The 20264-nt window shown below is 65.9% G+C and carries 18 protein-coding genes; 9 read left to right on the forward strand and 9 right to left on the reverse strand.

Annotated elements, in window-relative coordinates; all coding sequences use genetic code 11:
• The first annotated feature begins 1 nt into the window (after position 1).
• The gene (locus C8J30_RS09720; RefSeq protein ID WP_110805744.1) at positions 2-664 is read left to right on the forward strand and encodes a GntR family transcriptional regulator; all 663 of its coding nucleotides are present in this window, start codon (positions 2-4) and stop codon (positions 662-664) included.
• A gap of 51 nt (positions 665-715) precedes the next feature.
• Here the strand turns inward: C8J30_RS09720 and C8J30_RS09725 are convergent, their stop codons facing one another.
• Positions 716-2107, reverse strand: a complete 1392-nt coding sequence (locus C8J30_RS09725) for an aspartate aminotransferase family protein (protein ID WP_110805654.1) — start codon at positions 2105-2107, stop codon at positions 716-718.
• On the opposite strand from C8J30_RS09725, the gene C8J30_RS18305 reads away from it, so the two are divergent.
• The 7 genes from C8J30_RS18305 to C8J30_RS09755 all read left to right on the forward strand — a co-directional run bounded on the left by C8J30_RS18305 (position 2093) and on the right by C8J30_RS09755 (position 10622).
• Positions 2093-2359 (forward strand): hypothetical protein, encoded by a 267-nt coding sequence (locus C8J30_RS18305; RefSeq protein WP_146227889.1) that lies wholly within the window; start codon positions 2093-2095, stop codon positions 2357-2359. The two genes, C8J30_RS09725 and C8J30_RS18305, sit on opposite strands and share 15 nt — an antisense overlap.
• Before the next feature lie 87 nt (positions 2360-2446).
• Complete coding sequence (locus tag C8J30_RS09730) at positions 2447-3508, forward strand: ABC transporter ATP-binding protein (RefSeq protein ID WP_110805655.1); 1062 nt, start codon at positions 2447-2449, stop codon at positions 3506-3508.
• Position 3509: 1 nt separating this feature from the next.
• A complete protein-coding gene (locus tag C8J30_RS09735) occupies positions 3510-4418 on the forward strand; it encodes an ABC transporter permease (protein WP_110805656.1) in 909 nt (302 codons plus the stop codon).
• Positions 4411-5217: an ABC transporter permease gene (locus C8J30_RS09740; protein ID WP_110805657.1), complete on the forward strand. Its 807-nt coding sequence runs from the start codon at positions 4411-4413 to the stop codon at positions 5215-5217. The genes C8J30_RS09735 and C8J30_RS09740 overlap by 8 nt, the downstream gene beginning before the upstream one ends.
• Positions 5218-5249: 32 nt before the next feature.
• Entirely contained in the window at positions 5250-6275 is a 1026-nt protein-coding gene (locus tag C8J30_RS09745) for an extracellular solute-binding protein (RefSeq protein ID WP_110805658.1), read from the forward strand.
• Positions 6276-6349: 74 nt separating this feature from the next.
• Positions 6350-8014 (forward strand): amidohydrolase, encoded by a 1665-nt coding sequence (locus C8J30_RS09750; RefSeq protein WP_110805659.1) that lies wholly within the window; start codon positions 6350-6352, stop codon positions 8012-8014.
• A 205-nt stretch (positions 8015-8219) separates the two neighbouring features.
• Complete coding sequence (locus tag C8J30_RS09755; RefSeq protein ID WP_181420836.1) at positions 8220-10622, forward strand: putative bifunctional diguanylate cyclase/phosphodiesterase; 2403 nt, start codon at positions 8220-8222, stop codon at positions 10620-10622.
• 10 nt (positions 10623-10632) lie between these two features.
• On the opposite strand, the gene C8J30_RS09760 is transcribed toward C8J30_RS09755, so the two are convergent.
• The 3 genes from C8J30_RS09760 to C8J30_RS09770 form a co-directional block, all read right to left on the reverse strand.
• Positions 10633-11199, reverse strand: a complete 567-nt coding sequence (locus C8J30_RS09760; RefSeq protein WP_110805661.1) for an HNH endonuclease — start codon at positions 11197-11199, stop codon at positions 10633-10635.
• Positions 11200-11603: 404 nt separating this feature from the next.
• The gene (locus C8J30_RS09765; RefSeq protein ID WP_110805662.1) at positions 11604-12266 is read right to left on the reverse strand and encodes an alpha/beta hydrolase; all 663 of its coding nucleotides are present in this window, start codon (positions 12264-12266) and stop codon (positions 11604-11606) included.
• Positions 12263-12895 (reverse strand): DNA-3-methyladenine glycosylase family protein, encoded by a 633-nt coding sequence (locus C8J30_RS09770; protein WP_110805663.1) that lies wholly within the window; start codon positions 12893-12895, stop codon positions 12263-12265. The genes C8J30_RS09765 and C8J30_RS09770 overlap by 4 nt, the downstream gene beginning before the upstream one ends.
• A gap of 81 nt (positions 12896-12976) precedes the next feature.
• On the opposite strand from C8J30_RS09770, the gene C8J30_RS09775 reads away from it, so the two are divergent.
• Entirely contained in the window at positions 12977-14194 is a 1218-nt protein-coding gene (locus C8J30_RS09775; protein ID WP_110805664.1) for an MFS transporter, read from the forward strand.
• A gap of 176 nt (positions 14195-14370) precedes the next feature.
• Here the strand turns inward: C8J30_RS09775 and pgi are convergent, their stop codons facing one another.
• The 5 genes from pgi to C8J30_RS09800 all read right to left on the reverse strand — a co-directional run bounded on the left by pgi (position 14371) and on the right by C8J30_RS09800 (position 20058).
• On the reverse strand, positions 14371-15984 hold the full coding sequence (gene pgi / locus C8J30_RS09780; RefSeq protein WP_394341929.1) for a glucose-6-phosphate isomerase: 1614 nt from the start codon (positions 15982-15984) through the stop codon (positions 14371-14373).
• Positions 15981-16652: a 6-phosphogluconolactonase gene (gene pgl / locus C8J30_RS09785; protein WP_110805666.1), complete on the reverse strand. Its 672-nt coding sequence runs from the start codon at positions 16650-16652 to the stop codon at positions 15981-15983. The genes pgi and pgl overlap by 4 nt, the downstream gene beginning before the upstream one ends.
• Positions 16649-18124: a glucose-6-phosphate dehydrogenase gene (gene zwf, locus C8J30_RS09790; protein ID WP_110805667.1), complete on the reverse strand. Its 1476-nt coding sequence runs from the start codon at positions 18122-18124 to the stop codon at positions 16649-16651. The genes pgl and zwf overlap by 4 nt, the downstream gene beginning before the upstream one ends.
• A 165-nt stretch (positions 18125-18289) precedes the next feature.
• Positions 18290-18850: an RSP_2648 family PIN domain-containing protein gene (locus C8J30_RS09795; RefSeq protein ID WP_110805668.1), complete on the reverse strand. Its 561-nt coding sequence runs from the start codon at positions 18848-18850 to the stop codon at positions 18290-18292.
• Positions 18850-20058, reverse strand: coding sequence for an RSP_2647 family RNA methyltransferase (locus C8J30_RS09800; RefSeq protein ID WP_110805669.1), 1209 nt, complete (start codon positions 20056-20058; stop codon positions 18850-18852). The genes C8J30_RS09795 and C8J30_RS09800 overlap by 1 nt, the downstream gene beginning before the upstream one ends.
• Positions 20059-20264: the final 206 nt, after the last annotated feature.

Here is a 20264-nt window from a genome sequence, read left to right on the forward strand (position 1 = left end):
TGTGGACAGTCTTGCCCCGAAAGAACCCGCGCATCTGAGCGTCTATCGCGGCATCCGCGATCTGATCCTGTCGGGCGATCTGGCGCCGGGCCATCCGGTCACGATTCAGGGGCTGGTCTCGCGTCTTGATGCGGGCGTGACCCCGGTGCGCGAGGCGATCCGGCGGCTGACCTCGGAAGGGGCGTTGCAGTTTCACGACAACCGCCGCGTCACCGTGCCGGTGCTGAGCGTGGCGCAGGTCGACGAGCTGATCTTTGCGCGCAATGCGCTCGAACCCGAGCTGGCGCGGCAAGGCGCGCTGCGGGCCAGCGATGCCGATATCGACGCGCTCGAGACGATCGACGCCGCCCATACCGCGGCCATCGCGCAGGGCAACACGCATCAATACATGGTGCAGAACCACCGCTTTCACATGACGCTTTACGCGCTGGCGGGAACCGAGGTGATCCTGCCGGTGGTGGAGGCTTTGTGGCTGCGCTCGGCGCCCGCTTTGCGGGTGATGTGCGGGCGCTTTGGCACCTCGAACCTGCCCGACATGCATCAGGCGGCGCTTTCGGCGATGCGGGCGCATGACCCCGAGGGCGTGGCGGAGGCGATCCGGCTCGACATCCTGCAGGGGATGGAAAACGTCCGCGAGCTTCTGGCTGCGGCCGACCCCGGTTGAGAGGTCGAGCCAGGGCCGAAACAGGCCCCGACCCGACCAGCGCCCGGGGGCTCAGGCGCTTTGGTTCAGCCCTTCGGCATTGATCCGAACCAGCGTTTCATCGAGCGATTTCAACGCGCGCTCGATCAGGATGTCGATCTCGGCAGGCGTGATCACCAGCGGCGGCGAGATGATCATGCGATCGCCGACATGGCGCATGACAAGGTTGTTGGCAAAGCAGCGCTCGCGGCAAATGTAGCCCACCGTCCCCGATTTCGCAGCAAACTTCGCCCGCGTCGCCTTGTTCGGCGTCAGCGCGATCGAGCCCATCATGCCGACGATCTTCGCCTCGCCCACCAGCGGATGCGCTGTCAGGCTTTCCCATTTCGCCTTCAGATACGGCGCGGTTTCAGCGGCCACGCGGGCGACGATCCCCTCCTCGTCGAGCAGACGCAGGTTTTCCAGCGCCACGGCCGCGGCGACCGGATGGCCCGAATAGGTGTAGCCATGCGCGAATTCATCCGAACCGTTGATCACCTTCGCGACCTTGTCCGAGACGATCGAGGCGCCCATCGGGATGTAGCCCGAGGTCATGCCCTTGGCGACGGTCATGATGTCGGGGGTGATCCCGAAGGTCTGGCAACCGAACCAGTTTCCGGTGCGGCCAAAGCCGGTGATGACCTCGTCGGCGATCAGCAGGATATCGTATTTCTGGCAGATGCGCTGGATCTCCGGCCAGTAGGTCGCGGGCGGAATGATCACGCCGCCCGCACCCTGCACCGGCTCGCCGATGAAGGCCGCGACGTTTTCCGCGCCGATTTCGAGGATCTTTTCCTCAAGCTGACGGGCGCGGGCCAGACCGAACTCCTCGGGGCTCTGATCGCCGCCCTCGGACCACCAGTCGGGCTGGTCGATATGCACGATGCCCGGAATCGGCAGCCCGCCCTGCGCGTGCATGCCCTTCATCCCGCCAAGGCTCGCCGCGCCCATGGTCGAGCCGTGATAGCCGTTCCAGCGCGAAATGATCACATTCTTCTCGGGCTTTTCGAGCGCCTGCCAGTAGCGGCGCACCATGCGGATGTTGGTGTCGTTCGAATCCGAGCCCGAGCCGTTGAAGAAGACATGGTTCAGATCGCCCGGGGCCAGTTCGGCCAGACGTTTCGCCAACTGGATCGCCGGGACATGCGAGGTCTGGAAGAAGGTGTTGTAGAAGGGCAGCTGACGCATCTGCTTCGCCGCCGCCTCGACCAGTTCCTCGCGGCCATAGCCGACGTTGACGCACCAGAGCCCGGCCATGCCGTCAAGGATCTCCTGACCCTCGCTGTCGGTGACCCAGACGCCCTTGGCCTTGGTCATGATCCGCGCGCCCTTCTTCGCCAGCCCGTCGCCATCGGTGAACGGGTGCATGTGGTGGGCGGCGTCGAGCGCCTGCAACTCGGCGGTGGGAAGGTGGTTTTCGAACATCGGCTGTCCTTTCCGGTCTGGGTGCCGCCGCGCGGCACGTCGCGCCGGGATCGGCGCAGCATGGGCGGGATCGCCCCTTGCGAAAATATGATCAAATTATTTTCCGGCGTCAATCCGCTGTCTGAGCGCCCGCCCCTGCCCCTCGCATCGCGCGGATCGATTCGGCTTCGAGCAGGCCGCGCAACCCTGACGAGAGCGACCGAAACCACCCGCCGCGCCAAGCTGCTGATTTTATGTGCATTCGATCAATGATTTCGCGTCCACCAAAAGAAACCCTTGCCAGCGCGGCGGATCGCCACAACACTCGACTCAATATGATCAAATCCGAAAGGATCTGGCGTGGCAGCTCCCGTCATCTCGGCACGCAATCTGGTGAAGGCATTCGGCACGGGCGATTTCGCCGTGCGCGCGCTTGATACGGTGTCTCTCGACATCCAGCAGGGCGAGTTCTTCACGCTTCTCGGCCCCTCGGGCTGTGGCAAGACCACGCTCTTGCGGCTTTTTGCCGGGTTCGAGATGCCCAGCGCCGGGACGATCCTGCTCGATGGTCAGGATGTGACCGTGCTGCCGCCGAACCGCCGCCCGATCAACACGGTGTTTCAAAGCTATGCGCTGTTTCCGCATCTGACCGTCGCGGAAAATGTCGGCTTTGCCTTGAAAATGCAGGGCAAGCCGCGCGCCGAGATCGACGAGACGGTGGCGAAGATGCTCGCCCTTGTGCGGCTTGAAGCAATGGCCGGGCGCAAGATCACCCAGCTTTCGGGCGGGCAGCAACAGCGCGTGGCGCTGGCCCGCGCGCTGGCCCCGCATCCGAAAGTGCTGCTGCTCGACGAACCGCTTTCCGCGCTCGATCTGAAGCTGCGCAAGGAAATGCAGATCGAACTCAAGCGGTTGCAGCATGAAACCGGGATCACCTTCATCTTCGTGACGCATGATCAGGAAGAAGCCCTGACGATGTCGGACCGCATCGCGGTGATGAGCGCGGGCAAGGTGCAACAGGTCGGCACGCCGAAGGAGATTTACACCCATCCGATCAACCGCTTCGTGGCCGCCTTCATCGGCGAGACGAATTTTCTGGATGCGGTGGGCGAAACCGGCGGCGCGCGGCTGACGACGGGCGATCTGATCCCGGTCGAGGGCGTGCTGCACGGCCCCGTCACCGTGGCGATCCGGCCCGAGCAGCTGCGGCTGGTGGCGCCCGCCACCGCGGGGGCGATTGCGGCCACCGTCCGCGATCTGGTCTATTTTGGCACCGACACGCATTGCCACATGGCGCTCGTCGATGGCACGGCGCTGACGGCGCGGCTGCAAAGCCCGGCGAGCGGCGATATCGGTCTGTCCATCGGCGACCGGGTCGGCGTGCTGCCGATGCCGGGCGCCGCGCAGATGTTGAGGGATTGAGATGAGCGCCGCCGAACAGGCGCAGCGCGCCAAGACAACCCGGAACGCCTGGCTGCTGGTCATCCCGGCGCTCGTCGTGCTGATGGCGGCGGCGATCGGGCCGCTGGTTCTGGTCCTGATCTATTCCTTTCTGACACCCGGCGATTACGGCAACGTCGTCTGGAGCTTCTCGCTTGATGGCTGGCAAAAGGTGGTGGTCGAGCGTGACATCTTCGACGACAGCCTGCATCTGGCCGAGGCGCATCTGACGATCTTCTGGCGCTCGGTCAGCCTGTCGCTGGTGACGACGATCCTGTCTTTCTTCGCGGGCTTTCCGACCGCCTGGTTCATCGCCACAAGGCCCGCAAACCAACGCGCCTTCTGGCTGTTTCTGATCACCTTGCCGTTCTGGACGAATCTTCTGATTCGCACCTTCGCGATCAACCAGATCATCCGCAACGAGGGGCTTTTGAACACGATCCTGCTGCATCTGGGCGTGATCTCCGCCCCCCTGCAGATGACCTATACCGAGGGGGCGCTGCTCATCGGCATGGTCTATGTCTATCTCCCGCTGATGGTGCTGCCGCTTTATGCCTCGCTTGAACGCTTCGATCTGCGGCTTCTGGAAGCGGCTTACGATCTTTACGCCTCGCGCTGGCAGGTGCTGATGCGGGTGGTGCTGCCGATCGCACGGCCGGGCATCGTCGCGGGCTCGATCCTGGTCTTCGTGCCCTGCCTTGGCGCCTATGTGACACCGCGGATTCTGGGCGGCGGCAAGCTGATGATGCTGGGCAATTTCATCGAGCTGCAGTTCGGTCAGGGCCGGAACTGGCCGCTCGGCGCGGCGATTTCGATCGTGCTTCTGGTGATCGTGATGGCGGCGCTGCTGGTCTATGTCCGCGCGATCAACGGGGAGAAACGCGATGGCTAAGCCTCGGGCCTTTCATGTCGCCGACCTGCCGGGCGTCGGCCCGACCGCGCTTTTCGTCTTTGCCGGGCTTTATGCGCCGATCCTGACGCTGGTGATCTATTCCTTCAACGCCGCGCCCTCGGTCGCGACCTGGGACGGCTTCACCTTTGACTGGTATGTGAAGGCGTGGAACAACGACGCGGTGATGAATGCGGCGGCCAATTCGCTGATCGTCGCCACGCTGGCCGCGATCCTCTCGACCGGGCTTGCGACCTTGGCCGCGCTTGGCACCACCCGCCGCCCGGCCTTCTTCGGCATCACCGCGATCTATGCCGCGATCAACCAGCCGCTGATGGTGCCCGAGATCGTCACCGCCGTCGCCCTTCTGATCGTCGTCGCCGCGATCAAGGCCGCGACGGGCTATGCGGGGCTCGGCTATCTGGTCGTCGCCCACACCGCCTTTTGCATCCCCTTCGCCTATCTGCCGATCCGCGCGCGGCTCGAGGGGATGGATCTGACCTTGGAAACCGCCGCGGCCGATCTTTACGCGAGCCCGTGGCAGAGCTTTCGCTTCGTCACCCTGCCCCAGCTTGCCCCCGGCATTCTGGCGGGCTGGATGCTCGCCTTCGTCACCTCGCTCGATGATGTCGTCATCACCGAATTCATCAAATCCCCCGGGCAGGACACCCTGCCCACCTACATGCTCGGCCAGCTGCGCCGCGCCATGACCCCCGACATCAACGCGCTCTCGGCTGCCCTTCTGGGGCTGACGCTGGTGCTGCTGTCGGGCTTTTTCCTGCTCAGCCGCCGCAAGAGCTGAGACGAATGAACGAACCAACCGGGAGAGACACAATGAAAAAACTGCTTGCCGCCTCTGCGATGCTTCTGTGCTCTGCGACGCTTGCCGCCGCCGAAGGGGAGCTGTTCCTCTATAACTGGGGCAACTACACCAGCCCCGATCTGATCAAGAAGTTCGAAGAGACCTACAAGGTCAAGGTCACGATCACCGATTTCGACAGCAACGACACCGCGCTCGCCAAGGTCGAGGCGGGGGCCTCGGGCTTTGACCTTGTCGTGCCCTCGGCGGGCTTCGTCGGCATCTATGCCGAAAAGGGCCTGATCCAGAAACTCGACCTGGCCCGCCTGCCCAACCACAAGAACATTGACCCGCAATGGATGGATGTCGCCTGGGACAAGGGCCGGGAATGGTCGATCCCGTGGCAATGGGGCTCGACCGGGATGTCGGTCAACACCAAGGTTTACGGCGGCGACATCAACACCTCGGCCATCTTCATGAACCCGCCGCCCGAGCTTGAGGGCAAGATCAACGTCATCCCCGAGATGGGCGACGTGATGGCGCTCGCCACGATGTACGAGGGCGGCACGGTCTGCTCGGATGATCCGGCGATCATGAAGAAGGTGCGCGACGATCTTCTGGCGGCGAAACCGAAATGGCTCTCGATGGATTATTCGACCGTCGAGAAGATGACGAACAACGATTACGCGGCGACGGTGGACTGGAACGGCTCGGCGATGCGGGCGCGTCTGGGCAACAAGGATGTGGCCTACGGCTATCCGAAGGAAGGCTATGGCCTTTGGATGGACAACGTCGTGCTGCTGAAGGACGCGAAGAACGTCGACAACGCCTATCTGTTCATGGACTTCATCATGCAGCCGGAAAACGCGGCGATGCTCTCGGCCTTTGCGCGCTATGCGAACGGGATCGCGGGCTCGGAAGCCTTCCTGCCCGAAGACATGAAGACCGCGCCGGAATTGATCACGCCCGCCGAATTTGCCGACAAGGGGCAGTTCGTGACGATCTGCACCGGCAAGGCGCTCGACTATCAGAACGCGATCTGGACCGAATTGCAGAAGTAAGCCTCTGACACCGCTTGCCCGACCACGCCCCGACGCCCGGGGCGTGGCCCTTTCCTCATGCCCGAGCGCCTGCCATGCCGACCGCCGATCTGATCCTGACGAACGCCCGCATCCTGACGATGGATGACGTCCGCCCCCATGCCGAAGCCATTGCGCTGTCGGGCGAGGCCATCCTTGCCCTTGGCACCACGGCCGAGGTGATGGCGCTGGCCACGCCCGCAACCCGGGTGATCGATGCCGGGGGCCGCACCGTCCTGCCCGGCTTCTTTGAGGGCCACGTCCATCTGGGCCTTGGCGGGGCGGAACTGGCGCATCTGCATCTCGATCACCTGCACGGCATCGAAGAGATCACGGCCGCCTTCCGCGCCTTTGCCGCCACCCATCCCGACCGGCCGCTTCTGATGGCGCAGGGCGCGGATTACGGCATGCTCGGCCATCCGATCAGCCGTCACGATCTGGATGCGATCATCGCCGACCGCCCGATCGCGATGATGTCGCATGATCACCACACGGTCTGGGCGAACACGGCGGCGCTGCAAGCCACCGGCCTGATGCAGGGCGCCCCCATGCCGCACGGGCACGAGGTCGTTCTGGACGAAACCGGCCTTGCCACGGGCGAGTTGCGCGAATTCGAGGCTTTCGGGCCGATCATCGCCTTGGGCGGCGAGGCGCGGATCAACCTTGGCATCGCCACCGGCGAAGAACCCGCGACCCCGCCCACGGCCGCGGAACGCGCCGCTGACAAGGCGATGATCCTTGCCGGGATGCAGCATTGCGCGAAACACGGGGTGACGAGCCTCGTGAACATGGACGGCAACCGCTACACGCTGGAACTCCTGTCCGAAATGCAGGCCGAGGGCACGCTGTTGCTGCGCGTCAAGGTGCCCTTCCACTTCAAGCCGCATATGGGGCTGGAGGCGCTCGAACGCGCCTCGGCGATGATGCGCGATTTCGACAGCGCCTGGATCAGCTCGGGCTTCGTCAAGATGTTCATGGATGGCGTCGTCGACAGCCGCACCGCCTACATGATCAACGACTACATCGACCAGCCCGGGCACCGCTCCTTCCCGCTGTTCGAGCCCGAGACCTTCAAGGCCATCGCGACCGAGATCGACCGGCGCGGGTTGCAGATCGCCGTCCATGCGATCGGCGACGGCGCCGTGCGCACGACGATCGACGGGATCGAGGCGGCCCGGACGGCCAATGGCGCCCGCGACGCCCGCCACCGCATCGAACATATCGAGCTGATCGACCGCGCCGACATTCCCCGCCTTGGCGCGCTCGGCATCACCGCCAGCCTGCAGCCGCCCCACCCGCCCGGCGCGATGGAGTTTCCGCTCGAACCGACGCTGACCCGGATCGGTCGCGCGCGCTGGCGTGACGCCTATCTGTGGAAGACGCTCGCGACCGAGGGCGGCGCGCATGTCGCCTATTCGAGCGACTGGCCGGTGACCGATGTCTCGGTCCTGCGCGGCATCCATGCCGGGGTGACGCGGACCCCGTTCGAGGGCTGCCCCGACGAATGCCTGAGCCTGATGGAAACCCTGCGCGCCTATACGGCGGGGGGCGCCTGGGCCGCGCATCGCGACCATGTCACCGGCACGCTCAAACCCGGCATGGCGGCCGATCTGGTGATGCTCGGCGGAGATATCGAGGCCTGCGCGCCCGAGGCGATTCCCGATCTTGGCATCGCGCTGACGATCTGTGGCGGACGTGTCCTGTGGGAGGCGGGGGCCTGATCCCCGCCCCGGCGACACAGCGACGCTTTGAATTTGGGAAAATCCCTGTATCCTTCGCAGACCGCTTCCGCGCCGGGGCGGTGATCAGCAATGCGTTGCGCGCGTTGGAGACACCATGACCGCACCGCTCATGCCTTTGTCTGCAGAGACCGCGGACCATCGGGCCGCGTTGCCGAAAGTGATTTACGGGTCCTGGCAGCGCGCGATGACGTGGCGTGCACGGGCCTCGCTCTGGGTTCAGTTGCTGGCCGGGCTCGGGCTGATCGCGGCGGGCAGCGCGCTGCGCGAAGGGCTGGAGGCGCTTGGAGCCGAACTCAATTATCTGCCGCTGATGCCCACGGTGACGCTGACAGCGGCGCTTTTGCGTGTCGAGATCGGCCTGATCGTCGTCGCCCTCACCGCGTTGCAGATCCATTTCCTGTTCGTGCCGCAGGCCGGTACGGGCCATGACCTTGCGCAGCTCATCTATATGGCCGCCTCTGCCTTCATCGTATTGTTGGCGGAAATGTTCGTGCGTGCACAAGCGGTTGCCCTGGCCGAAACGCGACGTGCCGACGGCATTGCGCAGCTCAATGCGGCGGTGATCGAATTTTCGAACGATGCGATCCTGACGCATCGGCTCGACGGAACCCTGACCACCTGGAACCCGGCCGCGACAGCGATGCTCGGCTATGCGCCCACCGAGATGCTCGGCCGACAGCTCAGCGAGATCTGCGCCGACGCCGTGAGCCACAGCGCCGAGTTGATTGCCCGGCTGAGCCAGGGCGAAGCGATCGAGAATTTCCGGACCAAGCTGCGCACCCGCGACGGGCGCGTGCTCGACGTTTCGATCACGCTCTCGCCGATCCGCGATCCGGCGGGCCAGATCGTGGGCATTTCGACGATTCTGCGCGACATCAGCCAGAGCGTGAAGATTTTCGAAGCCCTGCGCCAAAGCGAGGAAAAGCTGCGCTTTGCGCTCGACGCCGCGAACGCCGCCCCCTGGCAGTGGAATTGCATCGAGGACAGCTCGGAATGCTCCGAACTTTTCCTGCGCCAGCACGGGCTCGACCCCGCGAAAGCGTCGATCACGATCGACGAATGGCTGTCCTGCCTGCACCCCGACGACCGCCCGATGGCGCTTGCTGCGGCGACGGCGGCGCTGGCCCCCGGGGCGGCGGATTACAACATCCAGTATCGCGTCGAGCGGCAAGACGGCGGCCTGCGCTGGATCGAGACCTTTGGCCGGGTCGACCGCGATGCGGCCGGTGTGGCGCAGCGGATCAGCGGCATCGCCTTTGACGTCACCGACCGGTTCGAGGCGCATGAGCGCATCGCCTATCTGGCCCATCACGACGGGCTGACGGGTCTGCCGAACCGGGCGGTGTTCCTTGAGCGGCTCGAGACCGCGCTCGCTCGGGTGCGGCGCAGCCGCGGCTGTGCCGTGCTGCTGATCGATCTCGACCGCTTCAAGGAGGTGAACGACACGCTTGGCCATCCGGCGGGCGATGCGCTGCTCTCTGCGGTGGCAGAGCGGCTGCGCACCGAGGTGAGCGAGGCCGACACGCTGGCGCGGTTGGGTGGCGACGAATTCGCCGTGCTGCTGACCGAGACCGATGATCCGCGCGTCGCCGTGGCGCTGGCCGAACGGCTGATCGGCACGGTCGAGACCGGTTTCGAGATCGACAGCCGTCCGATCAGCATCGGCGCCAGCGTCGGCATCGCCATGGCGCCTTCGGACGGGCTCAGTGCCAAGGCGCTGGTGAAGGCCGCCGATGTGGCGCTTTACCGGGCGAAGGCCGACGGCTCGGGCTGTCTGCGCTTCTTCGAGCCCGAAAGCGACTCACGGATGCGCCAGCGCCGCGCGCTCGAAAGCGATCTGCGCCGGGCCTGGGCCGCGCGCGATTTCGAGCTGTTCTTCCAGCCGATCATCGACATGAAGACGCGCCGGGTTTCCTGTCTCGAGGCGCTCTTGCGTTGGAACCATCCCGACCGCGGCTCGGTCTCGCCCGAGACCTTCATTCCGCTGGCCGAAGAGATGGGGCTGATCGTGCCGATCGGCGAATGGGTGCTGTCCGAGGCCTGCGCGGCGGCGATGACCTGGCCTGAAAACCTCCGGGTGGCAGTCAACCTTTCGCCGGTGCAACTCGCCCATATCGGTCTGGCCGAGGCGATCACGGCGTCGCTCGCCCGCACCGGGCTCGCGGCGGACCGGCTGGAACTGGAAATCACCGAGACGGTGATGATGAAGGAGACGCGGGCGACGCTCGCCACGCTCGAACGGCTCAAGGCACTGGGGCTGCGCATCGCGATGGACGATTTCGGCGCGGGCTATTCCTCGCTGCGCAATCTGCAACGCTTCCCCTTCGACAAGGTGAAGATCGACCGCGCCTTCACCGCGGGGCTGGGGCACTCGCGCCAAAGTGCGGCGATCGTGCGGGCGGTGACCGGGATGTGCCTGAGCCTTGGCATGGTCTCGACCGCCGAGGGGGTGGAGACCGAGGCGCAGCTTGACGCGCTCGACCGCGAGGGCTGCACCGAGGCGCAGGGCTATCTGTTCAGCAAGCCGGTTCCGGCGAAAGATGTGGCGGCGCTGCTCGACCGGCTCGCCTGCGCCGACGTGACCTGAGCGGGTAGGCTCATTCTTCCAGCTCGCTGTCCCAGTACAGGAAGTCGAGCCAGGTCTGATGCAGGCCGTCCTTGGCCATCGGCAGTCGCCGTGCAATGTCGTCAAGCTGGCGCGGGCTGGGCTCGAAGGGCGCGCGCAGAAGCCGCATCCCGGCCTCTTTCGGGGTCCGGCAACCCTTGCGCAGATTGTCCGGACCGCAGGCGGTGACGATATTCGTCCAGCGGCTGCCGCCGAGACGCGCGCGCGGGATCACATGGTCGAAGGTCAGCTCCGACACCGGGAACCGCCGCCCGCAATACTGGCAGCGAAATTCGTCGCGCAGAAACACGTTGAACCGGGTGTAGGGCACCTTCTTGCGCCGCCGATAGGTCTTGAGCGCCACCACCGCCGGGATCTCGAAGCTCTGGTTGGCCGAGGAGACCCGCAGCCCCTCGTAGGTCTTCACCTGAATGACGCGCTCCTGCAGCACCGCCACCAGCCCCTGTTGCCAACTCCAGGCGGACAGAGGCGCCCAAGAGAGGGGCTGCATGTCGGCATTCAGCACCAGCGTGCGCAGATTTCCGATTGCCACGTTCATGCCGATCTCCTTTCGGCAAGGCCTTGCAGGCAAAGAAAAAAGCGCGTGGGATACACGCGCTTTCGCAGGGTCGAAGAAGAAGGGGCGGCCGTCACGGAACCGTCGATGCCGGACTGCGGCGGGCAGGCAAAGCCACCGTCGGCAGACACCCGGTTGCGCCGGTCACTGCCCGGTCGTCGCCTCTCGCCCCCTCGATCCGATCCGCACATCGTCTTTCCCCGCCTTGCTCAGAGCGGGCAGCGCGGCGGAGAAGCCCCCCGCCTCTGCCACAGCTCTACTATATCTCGCGTCTCGCACAGGACAAGGCCCGCGATCTGCGCAACCTGCCCGTGCGCACAGGCATTGCATGCCTTTGCAACGGCGATGTGACGGGTTGCCCGGAAATCGGGCAGATGGGAGGCGACTCAGGCGGGCAGATGCGCCTTGAGGAAGGCAAGCGCCTGACCCAGCCCGTCGGGCGAGATTCCATGCCCGGTGCCGCGCATGACATGGGTGCGCACGTCAAAGCCCGCGGCCGTCAGCGCATCGGCCGCCTGTTTCAGATCGCCGAAGGGCACGATCTGATCGACGTCGCCGTGCAAAAGCAGCATCGGCGGCTTCGTCACCGCCTCGGCCGCGAGCAGATCGGCGCGCAAAAGCCGCCCGGAAAAGCCGACAACCCCGGCCAAAGCCTGCTTGCGCCGCGGCGCGACCTGCAGCGACATCATCGTGCCCTGCGAAAAGCCGACCAAAGCGATCTGCGACGCCGCCAGCCCCTCGGCCGCGATGACCTGATCAAGGAAGGCATTCAGATCCTCGGACGAGCGCGCGAGCCCCGCAGCGGCGTCTTCGGGGGCGGAGCCATCGAGCCACGGGATCGGGAACCATTGCCGACCAAAGGGATTGGTCACGCAGTCCTCGGGCGCATCGGGCGACAGGAACAGCGTGTTCGGCAGATGCGGCGCCAGCGGCTCGGCCAGACCCAGCAGATCGTCGCCATCCGCGCCATAGCCGTGCAGGAAGATCACCGCCGAAGTTGCCTTGCCCGAGCGGGCCTCGACCCGCCCCACCTTGTTGATCCGTGTCATGGCGCCACTCCTTCGCGATCCTTCATCGCCGCGTAATAGGCCCAAAGCCCGCGCGCGGCAACCGCCCGCCAGGGCGACCAAGGCGCAGAGAGCGTGCCAAAGGCCCGCGGCTTCGGCCGTTCGGGCAGGCCAAACAGCATCCGCGCCGCCTCGGCCAAGGCCAGATCGTCGACGGCAAAGACATCGGCGCGGCCAAGCGCGAACATCAGATACATCTCGACCGTCCAGCGGCCGATGCCGGGCAGCGGCAGAAGCGTCTCGATCACCTGCGCGTCGGGCAGATGGCGCAGGGCGGGGAAATCGACGCCCGAGCGGGCCAGCGCCTGCAGATAGCGCACCTTCTGCCGAGAAAGCCCGCAGGCGCGCAGATCGTCTTCGCTGGCCTCGGCCAGAGCGGGGGCGGCACCGAAGCCCGCCTCGACGAGCTTGCCCCGGATCGAGCGCGCGGCGGCGGTGGAGACCTGCTGACCGAGGATCGCATCGCGCAAAGCCTCGAACCCGTCCTCGCGACGGCGCAGCGGCCAGGGGCCGGTGAGCGAAAGGGCTTCGGCAAAGCGCGGCTCGGCCGCGACAAGCCATGCCGCGCCCTCTGCCACATCGTCTTCGGTGTCTATGATGCGTCCGACCATCCCGGCAGCCTGCCCGGTTTTCGCGCCCCGCGCCAGCCCCGAATGCTTGCCAGCCTGATCGGGGCGCGCTAGGCCTTGGACATGACCGAGACCGCCCTGCCCGCCCCGCCGCTTCCGCTTCGCAACCTGATCGTGCTGGTCGCGGCCCAGGCGTTTCTGGGCGCGCAGATGTCGATGATCTTCACCGTGGGCGGGCTGGCGGGCAAGTCGCTCGCCTCCAATCCCTGTCTGGCGACGCTGCCGCTCTCGCTGATCGTGCTGGGGTCCGTGCTGACAGCGCAACCGATGTCGTCTTTCATGGCGGTCCACGGGCGCCGGGCCGGGTTCATTCTGGCGACGGCGGCGGGGGGCATTGGCGCCGCGATTTCCGCCCATGCGCTGGCCGTCGGCTCTTTCGCGCTCTTCTGCCTCGGCTCGATGCTGGCGGGCATCTACATGTCCGCGCAGGGATTTTACCGCTTCGCCGCGACCGACGGCATCGCGCCCGAGCATCAGAGCAAAGCGATTTCCTGGGTTCTGGCCGGGGGCTTGGCCGCCGCGGTGCTGGGGCCGCAGCTGGTGAAACTGACCGCACAGGCGCTGGTGGTGCCGTTTCAGGCCACTTACCTTGCGATCATCGCGATCAATCTGGCGGGGCCGCTCCTTTTTGCCTTCCTGCGCATCCCCGCACCCGGACGACGGGCCAAGGGACAAGCGGCCGGGCGGACGCGGGCGCAATTGCTGCGCGATCCGGTGATCGTGGTCGCGATGGTCTGCGGCATGGTCTCCTATGCGCTGATGAACCTCGTGATGACCTCGACGCCGCTGGCGGTGGTCGGCTGCGGTCACACCACGACGAATGCCGCCGATATCGTCTCGGCGCATGTGCTGGCAATGTATCTGCCCTCGTTCTTCACCGGCCATCTGATCGCCCGCTTCGGGCGCGAGGTGATCGTGGGCATCGGCCTTTTCATCCTTGCCGCCTCCGGCGCGGTGGCGCTGACCGGGGTCAACCTCGAGCAATTCTTCATCGCGTTGATGCTTCTGGGGCTCGGCTGGAATTTCGGCTTCATCGGCTCGACCGCGATGCTGGCCTCCGCGCATCGCCCCGAGGAGCGCGGCACGGTGCAGGGGATGAACGATTTCGTCGTCTTCGGCGGGGTGTTTCTGGCCTCTCTCAGCTCGGGCGGGCTGATGAACTGCGCCTCGGGCGATGCGGTGGCGGGCTGGCAGGCGGTGAACCTGGCCATGCTGCCCTTCCTGACGCTCGCCGGCGCGGCGCTGATCTGGTTGATCCTGCGCCCGAAGGAAACTCGGTAAGAAATTTCGCCCCGGCTGGCGCCGGGGCGACCCGCCGGGGGCTCCGCCCCGCCGAGGCGATGCCTCGGCCCCCCGAGATATTTGGAGCAAGATAAAAGCAGCCCATGTTTCTTTATCTTGCCGCAAATATCCCGGGGGAGTCCCGCAGGGACGGGGGGCCGCGCCCCCCTGCCCGGTCAGGCCCGCGCGGCGCGGATGCGCGCTGCAAGCCCGAGGGTCGAGCCATCCTTGCCCGCGCCTTCTGACGTGCCTTCCAGCACCGGGGCCAGCGCCAGCGCGAGTTCCTTGCCGAGTTCCACCCCCCATTGATCGAAGCTGTTGATGCCGAGGATCACCCCCTCGACAAACACCCGATGCTCGTAAAGTGCGACGATACCGCCCAGCGTGAAGGGGGTCAGGATCTCGATCAGCAGCGTCGTCGAGGGGCGGTTGCCCGGGAAGACGCGGTGGCGGGCCTGACGCTCCAACTCCGCGCCGGTCAGGCCCTTTTTCGCCATGAGGGCGGTCGCTTCTGCAAGCGAGCGGCCGCGCAGCAGCGCCTCGGATTGCGCGAGGCAGTTCGCCACCAGCAGCAGGTGCTGGTGTTCCAGATAGGGTTCCCGCCCCCGCGCGGCGAGGATGAATTCGCAGGGCACGACCCGGGTGCCCTGGTGGATCAGCTGGTAAAACGCGTGCTGGCCGTTCGTGCCCGGCTCGCCCCAGACCACGGGGCCGGAGTGATAAGGCAGATCGGCGCCGTCCATCGAGACGCGCTTGCCGTTGCTCTCCATCTCCAACTGCTGCAGATAGGCGGGCAGCCGGGCCAAACGCTGTTCATAGGGCAGCACGGCGCGGGTGGCGTGGCCAAGCACCTGATTGTGCCAGAGGCCCACCAGCGCCAGAAGCACCGGCAAGTTCTGCGCCAGCGGCGCTTCGCGGAAATGGCGGTCCATCGCGGCGGCGCCAGCGTGGAACTCGGCGAAATAGCCCGGGCCGATGCCGATCATCAGGCTCAGCCCGATCGGCGACCAGACCGAATAGCGCCCGCCGACCCAATCCTCGAAGCCGAAGACGCGCTCGGCCGGGATGCCGAAAGCGGCGGTCTTGTCGGTCGCGGTCGAGATTGCCGCGAATTGCGCCGCGGGGTTGGCGACCTTCGCCGCCATCCAGGCGCGGGCGGTTTCGGCATTCGTCATCGTCTCGATCGTGGTGAAGGTTTTTGACGCCACGATCACCAGCGTCGTTTCCGGGTTCAGACCCGAGAGCACGTCATGCGCATGCGCGCCATCGACATTCGAGATGAAATGCAGCCGCGGCCCGTCGGCGAAGGAGGTGCAGGCAATCGAGGCCATCACCGGGCCAAGGTCGGACCCACCGATGCCGATATTGACCACATCGGTGATGCGGCCCCCCTGCCCGGTGAAGCGACCCTCGCGCACGGCGTCGGCGAAGTTCTGCATCCGACCGATGGTGTCGCGCAGCGCGGGCATCACGTCCTCGCCGTCCACGGAATAGGGGTCGTAGATGTTGCGCCAGGCGGCGTGCAGCACCGCGCGGCCCTCGGTCTCGTTGATCTTTTCGCCCGCGAACATCGCGTCGCGCCGGGCAGCGACTCCGGTTTTTTCGGCCAGATCGACCAACAGCTTCAGCCCCGCGGCGTCGATGTTCGTTTTCGAGAAATCAAAGAACCACGACCCGAATTCGGCGCTGAAAGCTTCGGCGCGGGCGGGGTCGGCAGCGAAAAGATCGAGGATATGCCGGTCCTTGACGGTCGCGGCATGGGCAAGAAGGTCATCGAAACGGTTCATCAGGGAGCCCAATGGATGGTGGCGTTGGAAAGGACGATCCGCACCGGGGCCTCGGTTTCGGGAAGGCTCGCGGCACGCTCGAGTGCTGCGCGCTTTTCTGCACCGGTGATCAGAAGATGGCAATGCATGGCAGAGCGCAGCACCGGTGCCGTCAGCGTGATCCGCGGCTCGCCCGCAGCGTCAGAGCGCAGTGCCATCACCGGAGGGGCATCATGAGCAAGCGCCTCGGCCAGATGATCGGCGCCGGGGAAAAGCGAGGCCGTGTGCATGTCGGCGCCCATGCCGAGCATCAGCACGGTGAGCGGCAGCGCCGCGCGGACGCCCTCGGACAATTCGTCAAGCCGTTCTTCGGGCGTCTCGGACGGGGCGTAAAGCGGCACCAGATGGGCGAGCGCCGCCGCGCCCCGCAGAAGCCGATTGCGCAAAAGGGCGGTGTTCGAACGCGGGTTCGTCTCATCAACCCAGCGCTCGTCATTCAAAAGCACCCAGACCCGCGCCCAGTCGAGATCAAGGCCCGAGAGGATATCGAACACCGGACCGGGCGTCGTGCCGCCGGGCACACAAAGCGTCACCCGCTCCTCGACCTCGAGGGCGCGGCGCAGCTGGCTCGCCACCTTGTCGGCCAAGGCCAGCATCATCAATTCGCGGTCCGGATATTCGATCAGGTTCATTCACGGATCTCCCGCCAGCGACGACCGTCGCGGTGCATCAGCATCAGCGCATCTTCCGGGCCCGAAGACCCGGCGTCATAGGGCCGCGGCCGGTCGCCCCGGGCTTCCCAGCCCGCAATGATCGGATCGGTCCAGGCCCAGGCGGCCTCGACCTCGTCGCCGCGCATGAACAGGGTCTGGTTGCCGCGGATCACATCCATGATCAGCCGTTCGTAAGCGTCGGGAATGTCGGCGCCATCCTCGCCCAGAGCCTCGGCAAAAGACATGTCGAGCGGCACCTGCACCAGACGCATCCCCCCCGGACCCGGTTCCTTGATCATCACCTTCAGGTTCATGCCCTCGTCAGGTTGCAGCCGGATGACAAGCACGTTTTCGCGCCACGACGCCTCCTCCTGATCGAAGATCGAATGCGGCGGCGCCTTGAAGGTGATGGCGATTTCACTGGCCCGGCCCCGCAGCCGCTTGCCGGTGCGCAGGTAAAACGGCGTGCCCTGCCAGCGCCAGTTCGCCACCTGCACCTTCAGCGCGATATAGCTTTCGGTGCGGCTATCGGGGTTTTCGCTGTCGGCCAGATAGCCCGGCTGCTCGGCCCGCCCCGCCGAGGCCTTCACCCCCAGATACTGGCCGCGCACGATGTCGGCCGCAGGAATGGGCTGCAAGGCGCGGATAACCTTCACCTTTTCATCGCGCACCGCATCAGGGTCGAAGTGATAGGGCGGCTCCATCGCAATCAGGCACAGCAGTTGCATCAGGTGGTTTTGCACCATGTCCCGCATCGCGCCCGACTTGTCGTAATAGCTGCCGCGCCCGCCGACACCGACGGTTTCGGCGACGGTGATCTGAACATGATCAATGTATTGCGCGTTCCACAAGGGCTCGAAGAGGATGTTGGCAAAGCGCACCGCCATCAGGTTCTGCACCGTCTCCTTGCCCAGATAATGGTCGATCCGGTAGATCTGGCTTTCCTCGAAATGCGCGGCCAAGGTGGCGTTCAGCGCCCGCGCCGAGGCCAGATCGCGGCCGAAGGGTTTCTCGACGACGATGCGCGAATCCTTGCCCGCGATGCCATGCGATTTCAGCCGATCCGCCAAAGGCCCGAACAGCACCGGCGCGACCGAGAAGTAAAAGGCGTTGATCCGGGCCGGATCGACCTTGGCTTTGAGCGCATCCCAGCCGCCCTCGCCCGTCGCATCGACCGAGACGTAATCAAGGCTTTGCAGAAAGGCCGCGATCGTGTCGTCGTCATGCTTCGCCGGATCGACGAAGTCGGCGATCGCCTTCGTCACCTGCACCCGGAAGCCCTCGGCATCCATCTCGGAGCGGGCGGCGCCGATGATCCGCGCGCCCTCGGGCATCTGGCCTGCGTGAAAGCGGCGGTAAAGCCCGGGCAGGATCTTGCGCTGCGCAAGATCGCCCGTGGCTCCGAAGATCACGAGGTCAAAAAGGTCCACCGGAATGACGCGCGACACCATGGGGCTGGCTCCGATTCTTGGCATGACTGGCCCCTTCCCTGCGATGGCGCCGTCCTGCGTTGCACATGTTAGCGGTAACACGGCTGTTTTCTACCTTGGCGCACGCCACAAGTCTAGCCCGGTGTCGGGCGATCTCAAAGCGGTTTGGCGCGAAGGCGGCGCGTCTCAGGCGGTTTCGAGCGCACGGGCCAGGCGAAAGAGCTTCGCCTTTTTCAAAAGCGCGCGCAGGGGCCAGGGCTGACCCGAAAGCGCCTCGGCCTTGGCGCGGACACGCTCGACCACGGCCGCGACTTGCGTCGGGTGATCGGCGGCCAGCGCCCAAAGGAAGGCATCGGCATCAAGGCGCGCAAGCCCCTCGCCCGCCAGCACGCCGCGGGGGAAATCGGCCCGGTTTTGCGTCACGATGGCCTCGGCCCCGCCAGATATGGCGGCAGCCAGCACATGGATGTCGTTTTCATCGGGCAGATGCAGCCGCGATTCGAGGCCCGGACGGGGGGCAACACATGCCCGTGGAAAGCGGGCCTTGAGGGTCGCAATCTCGCCCCGCGCATAGGCCTCGTCGCCCGCAGAGAGCCGCGCCGCCGCCCGCGCCCATTCTTCCAAAATGCGCTCGGACCAGAGGGGCTGGTAGAGCCCCTCGGCCGCGCAGAGGGTCAGGATCTCGCGCAGGACCGTCGGGTAAAGCACGCAGGCGTCGAGCAGGACTTTCCCCGGTGCCGCCCGCATCAGTCGAGCCGGAAGACCAGCGATTTCAGATAGGCCGATTCGGCCAGTTGCGGCAGCATCGGATGGTCCGGCCCGGCAAAGCCGGTGTGCAGCAGCTGCGCCCGGCGCCCGCCACGGCCAAGACCGCGCGCCGAGGCATTGCGGAAGGCGACCAGATCGGCGGCATGCGAGCACGAGCAAAGAACAATGTAACCGCCCGGCGCCACCAGCGGGGCCGCAAGCCGCGCGATGCGTTCGTAAGCGCGCAGCCCGGCCTCGAGCGATTGCTTGTTCGGCGCGAAGGCGGGCGGATCGCAGATCACCACCTCGAATTGCGCGCCCTCGGTCGCGAGCGCCTCAAGCGTCGCAAAGGCGTCGCCCTGACGGGTGGCGAAGCGGGCGCCCTGCCCCATCGCCTCGGCGCCCTTCCTCGCAAGTTCCAAAGCCGCAGCCGAGGCATCAACGGCCAAGGCGCTTTCGGCCCCACCGGCCAGACAGGCCAGCGCGAAACCGCCGACATGGCTGAAGACGTCCAGCACCCGCGCCCCCCGCGCCAGCCGCGCGGCAAATTCATGGTTCGGACGCTGGTCAAAGAAAAGCCCGGTCTTCTGCCCGCCCAGCACATCGGCCATGTAGGTCGCGCCGTTCATTTCGACCGGCACCGGCCCGTCGATGGCGCCGCACAGGACCACGGTTTCCTCGGGCAGCCCTTCAAGCCCGCGCGAGCGGCCCGAGCCGTTCTTGATCACCGTCTTGACCCCGGTCACCGCGACGAGCGCCGCGCAAAGATCGTCGATCAGCGCCTCGGCCCAGGCGGCGTTCGGCTGCACCACGGCGACATCGCCAAAGCGGTCGATGATGACGCCGGGCAGGCCGTCGGCCTCGGCATGAACAAGGCGATAGAAGGGCTGGGCGAAGAGCCGCGCGCGCAGATCCAAAGCGCGGGCGAGCCGCGCCGCAATCCAGTCGCGATCGATCGCGGCCTCGGCGTCGCGATCCAGCATCCGCGCGATGATCTTCGATTTCGGGTTCACCGTGACCGTGCCCAGCACCCGGCGTTCGGCATCTTCCAGCGTCGCGATCACGCCGGGGGTCAGCCCCTGCGTGCGCCGGTCGGTCACCAGCTCGTCGGCATAGACCCAGGGAAAGCCGTGCCGGATCGCGCGGGCCTCGGCCTTGGGGCGCAGCCGCACGACGGGACGGGACTTCGGCGCTTCTTCTTCGGTCATGGCGGGCCTCGGGGCTAAAGGGTGTTGCGCCCCCTCTATCCCGACTTTCGCGCCGCGCAAAGCCCGGCTCTGCCTTGCGCACATCACACCGGAAGGATTTTCCGCGAAATCGGCTGGACCTTCCCCCGTCCTTGCGCAAGACAGGAAAGCAGGATTGATTTGTTAGCGCTAACTTCTTATACCAAGGCATCCCGAGCCTCCGCCAA

This window comes from Rhodobacter viridis (assembly GCF_003217355.1).
Lineage (GTDB): Bacteria > Pseudomonadota > Alphaproteobacteria > Rhodobacterales > Rhodobacteraceae > Rhodobacter > Rhodobacter viridis.

What these genes read in the sequence shown, in the direction of transcription:
- C8J30_RS09725 (WP_110805654.1), bottom strand. Translation starts at nt 2,107, where the DNA reads ATGTTCGAAAACCACCTTCCCACCGCCGAGTTGCAGGCGCTCGACGCC.
- C8J30_RS09735 (WP_110805656.1), top strand. Translation starts at nt 3,510, where the DNA reads ATGAGCGCCGCCGAACAGGCGCAGCGCGCCAAGACAACCCGGAACGCC.
- C8J30_RS09740 (WP_110805657.1), top strand. Translation starts at nt 4,411, where the DNA reads ATGGCTAAGCCTCGGGCCTTTCATGTCGCCGACCTGCCGGGCGTCGGC.
- C8J30_RS09745 (WP_110805658.1), top strand. Translation starts at nt 5,250, where the DNA reads ATGAAAAAACTGCTTGCCGCCTCTGCGATGCTTCTGTGCTCTGCGACG.
- C8J30_RS09750 (WP_110805659.1), top strand. Translation starts at nt 6,350, where the DNA reads ATGCCGACCGCCGATCTGATCCTGACGAACGCCCGCATCCTGACGATG.
- C8J30_RS09755 (WP_181420836.1), top strand. Translation starts at nt 8,220, where the DNA reads ATGACGTGGCGTGCACGGGCCTCGCTCTGGGTTCAGTTGCTGGCCGGG.
- C8J30_RS09760 (WP_110805661.1), bottom strand. Translation starts at nt 11,199, where the DNA reads ATGAACGTGGCAATCGGAAATCTGCGCACGCTGGTGCTGAATGCCGAC.
- C8J30_RS09765 (WP_110805662.1), bottom strand. Translation starts at nt 12,266, where the DNA reads ATGACACGGATCAACAAGGTGGGGCGGGTCGAGGCCCGCTCGGGCAAG.
- C8J30_RS09770 (WP_110805663.1), bottom strand. Translation starts at nt 12,895, where the DNA reads ATGGTCGGACGCATCATAGACACCGAAGACGATGTGGCAGAGGGCGCG.
- C8J30_RS09775 (WP_110805664.1), top strand. Translation starts at nt 12,977, where the DNA reads ATGACCGAGACCGCCCTGCCCGCCCCGCCGCTTCCGCTTCGCAACCTG.
- pgl (WP_110805666.1), bottom strand. Translation starts at nt 16,652, where the DNA reads ATGAACCTGATCGAATATCCGGACCGCGAATTGATGATGCTGGCCTTG.
- zwf (WP_110805667.1), bottom strand. Translation starts at nt 18,124, where the DNA reads ATGGTGTCGCGCGTCATTCCGGTGGACCTTTTTGACCTCGTGATCTTC.
- C8J30_RS09795 (WP_110805668.1), bottom strand. Translation starts at nt 18,850, where the DNA reads ATGCGGGCGGCACCGGGGAAAGTCCTGCTCGACGCCTGCGTGCTTTAC.
- C8J30_RS09800 (WP_110805669.1), bottom strand. Translation starts at nt 20,058, where the DNA reads ATGACCGAAGAAGAAGCGCCGAAGTCCCGTCCCGTCGTGCGGCTGCGC.